Raw genomic sequence first — 3,966 nt, 5'->3', positions numbered from 1 at the left:
ATAAAATATTTCATTGCATTCAAATTAGATGGTTGAGCTGCTTCAATGTTTTCTCCAATACTTGGCCATCCAGTTTCTGTAATAATTACTTTTTTACCTTTGGCCACTTGTTTTGTTAATTCAATCATTCCGTCTAGATAAGATAACGAATAAGCAATATCTGCTCCTTCCCAGAATGGATAACAATTGGTTAAAATAACATCGCAAGCGTCTACTAACGCTGGTCTTTCAAGAAATTGATAGTAAGCATCTACATATCCAATAGGAATAGAATCTGGCAATGCTTGCCTAACTCTTTTAATATATTGCAATAATTCTTGTTCTGATAGTTCTTCTCTATGTAACACCTCATTTCCAATGGCAGCAACATCAACTAAACCCGCTTTTGCCATAGTGGTAAGGGAATTAATTTCTCGTTCATTTCTTTCTCTATCATCACTTATCCAAACGCCAACTAAGGTTTTTAATCCTTTTTGTTTCGCTATTTCTGGAATAAATTCGTTACCTTCCAAACAAGAGAATGATCTAATCCATTTAGTATGTGGACTAACTAAATCTATTCTTCTCTGTATTTGATTTTCTGATAAGATATCACCAGCTTTTTGTCCTTCTAGATAAGGACTAAAACACAAACCGTGTAACCCATTATTTAAAATTTCTGTAAATTTTGTTTTAATTTCAATTTCGTTTTTTGAACTTAAATCACTACCTATTTTTGTGTTAATTGCGTTTCCTTGTTTTTTTAAAGAAAGTAATTTTCCAGAAAGATAAGCTGAAGACTGTTTTTTTAATGGAGCTTTTCTAGTATCTAATTCTTTTTTAATATCTCTCGCTTTTTGTTCTGTTAAGTCATAATTTCTCATCACCCACATAGCAATCAAAGTTCCAATAATTGGGACACCGGAAAAGAAAAGTCTCAAGCCAGTAACAGCACCTTCGGGTTGTGTTGGAGCACCAGCTTTAAATGCAACAGCCGACATAATTACACCCGTTAGCAATCCTGCAATGGCAAAACCGAACTTTACCATCCACCAATAAATAGCGCCAAAGACTCCTTCTCTTCTTTTGCCTGATTCTAACTCATCCATATCGCAAACATCTGCAGTCATAGACATCATTAGTGTAAACAAACTTCCAATTCCAAATGAAAAGAAAGGCAATGCGAATATAAACATATAGGGTTTTCCTGGAATGAAAAGGAACCAAAGAAGGATATATCCAAAAATTGAAATTCCTTGACAAATTAAAAAGGCCTTCTTTTTTTCCATTTTTTTTGAAATCCAAGAAACAATTGGAATAACAATAAAGGTTGTAGATAAAGCGCCCAAACATCCAAAAAGTGTAGGCCAAATCCAAGCATCAGTTGTATTGCCATTAAATAAATAATAAACAACTATAAAAAAGGTAAAACCAGCAACAGTATTAAAAGCGTTAAAAATAAAGAATGTTGCAATGCACAATTTTCTAAAAGGTTTATTTGCAAATGCCTCTTTAAAACTGATTAAAATTTCTTTAAAACTCCCACCAATGGTTTTGAATGTTAAAGGTTCTAAAGTATCATCAAACTTTGTAGATTTGCTTTTGATAAAAATAGCAGGAACCATTGCTAAAAACATAAATATTACACCCACCCAAATTGCTAATGTTCTCGTAGCGGTATCAGCATTCGGGAACCATGATGGATCATACATAACTACCCAAAACCAAGGAGCAATCACCCAAGCCCACTGACCAATCCATTGAGAAACTGCCATAATACTTGTTCGTTCATGAAAATCATCGCTCATTTCGTAACCCATGGCCACATAAGGAACACTGAAAATAGAAAGTCCGATATGAAATATCAGTGAAAATGTTAGAAAAAAAGTAAAATTGTACATAACACTATCTTCTCTATATAATTGCCACATAATCATAAAGGCAATTCCCATAATTATAGAACCAATAAAAACATATTGTCTACGTCTTCCCCAAACAGATTTAGTATTATCGGAAATAAATCCCATAATTGGATCGAAAAATGCATCGACTATTCTTGGAACAAAAAATAAAACACCCCACATCCATGATGGCATACCTAAGTTTTCGACCAAAACCACCATAAAAATACCTAAGGCAGCTGGAAACATTTGGTTGGCTAACATTCCTAATCCAAAGGCAATTTTTTGAGTCATTGGAACCACCATTTTTTTATTTGAATTATTATTTGACATAGTAATGTATTTTATACCTTTTAAGGCTTAATTACCACTGTTTGCAATGCTTTTGCACTAATGGAAATATTTTTTTTGTTATTATTTAGAATTAATTGAATTGTTTGATTTTTATCAGTTGGATTAAAAATAGCCACAGCAATTGATCCATCCGGATTCTTAACTGCAGTTGACATTATTTCTTTATCATTAATCTCACAACCAATTTTTACCGCACCAGGTCGCATGAATTTGCTAAAATGCGCCATAGTATAATATAAAGGGGTGAAATAAACTTCATCTTTTTCAGTATCTACAATAATGGGAGCAATACACCAATTTTTAAACCAATTTGGACCACCTTGCTTGTCTAAAACCATATTCCAATCGACCCAACCATCAACCCAATTATTCAAGCAACCAATGATATCATTAGCATAACGATTTACTGGAGCATATTTTGGGTGTAAATATTTGTCTTTTTCGCTGGCCCAATCCCAACCCCAATCAGTGGCTTCTTTGCTCCAATACCAAGCGTCATCGTTCCAATGTGGAATCTCAGAATCTATACAACCTTCGGTTTCAATCAGGTATTTGTTAGGTGCTTTTTTGTGAGCATATTGTAATTCTTTTGGAAAGAATTCATAGGTACTCTCATACCAATGAATGGCTGTTCCAGCAAAATATTTAGAAGTTTTTTCGTCCTTATACATCGCATCAACCCATTCAGGTAAACCAGCTCTGTTTTGATCGTATCCAAAAATTTTTACATTACTCCAACCGTCTTTTTCTAATTTAGGTCCGAGATGATTCTGAACAAACAAAGTCATTTCTTCAGGGGAAAAATGGGTGCTTTCCCAATTATTCCCATTTCCGTGAGGTTCATTTATTACAGTAACTCCCCAAATATCAATACCTTCTTTTTTGTAAGCATTTAGGTATTTTGAAAAATATAGAGCAAAGGCATCATTGTATTCTGGTAATAATTTTCCACCTACATACTTTTTATTATCCTTCATCCAAGGCGGGCATGACCATGGTGAAGATATGATTTTGAAGCCTTCTTTAGATATAGAATGAGCTTCTAAAATCATTGGAATTAAGTCTTCTTTATCATCTTCAATAGTAAAATGCTCCATTGCCAAATCATTTTCCACTTTAGCATACGTATAATTACTTAATGAGAAGTCGCAGGAAGCAATATGGGTTCTTGTTAATGAATAATTTGCACCTTCTTCACTAAAATAAGCGTCTAAAATTTTCTTGCGCTTTTTTTCACTCAATCGATTGAGTAATGAAGCTGAAGATTCGGTAAATGATCCTCCAAAACCAGTAATCTTTTGAAATTCTTCATTAGGATTTAATGAAATTACTATGTTAGACCCTTTCACTGAAAAAGTTTCCATTTTTTTTAATGAATTCCCATTCGCCGAGGTTTCGAATACCTCAACTTCCATTTGTTTTGTAACACTACAACTCATTATACTCATTGCCAATATTGGGTAAATTATATTTTTCATTTTCTAAAGAAATTATCTTGAAAAGAAATATTTATTTGAAAAATCTCCCCTGTTCTTTGAAATATTTTTTTACTTTGAATGTCGTCTAAAATCATTGTTTCATTTTCTTCAATTTGACCATTTGTATAAATGATTTTTAATTGATTAACACTTGCAATTGTGTAAATAATAGGTACTTGGCAATAGGTAAATGCCAAACTATTTTTTTCTAAAAAAATGGAATTTGGAGTTCCTTCAACATCAATAAAATTTAC

3 protein-coding genes are annotated in these 3,966 nt (G+C 32.8%); all 3 read right to left on the bottom strand.

Going from position 1 to position 3,966, the window contains the following annotated elements; genetic code table 11:
• Positions 1–2,213: MFS transporter (locus RMO70_RS09825; RefSeq protein WP_310556264.1), on the bottom strand; the 2,213-nt coding region annotated here is incomplete at its 3' end.
• 20 nt (positions 2,214–2,233) lie between these two features.
• A complete protein-coding gene (locus RMO70_RS09820; RefSeq protein ID WP_310556263.1) occupies positions 2,234–3,712 on the bottom strand; it encodes a glycoside hydrolase family 30 protein in 1,479 nt (492 codons plus the stop codon).
• Positions 3,709–3,966: hypothetical protein (locus RMO70_RS09815; protein ID WP_310556262.1), on the bottom strand; the 258-nt coding region annotated here is incomplete at its 5' end. The genes RMO70_RS09815 and RMO70_RS09820, both read right to left, overlap by 4 nt.

The sequence above is a fragment of the Flavobacterium sp. genome, from assembly GCF_031422135.1.
Taxonomy (GTDB): domain Bacteria; phylum Bacteroidota; class Bacteroidia; order Flavobacteriales; family Flavobacteriaceae; genus Flavobacterium.
This window is presented reverse-complemented; position numbering and strand designations above follow the sequence as displayed.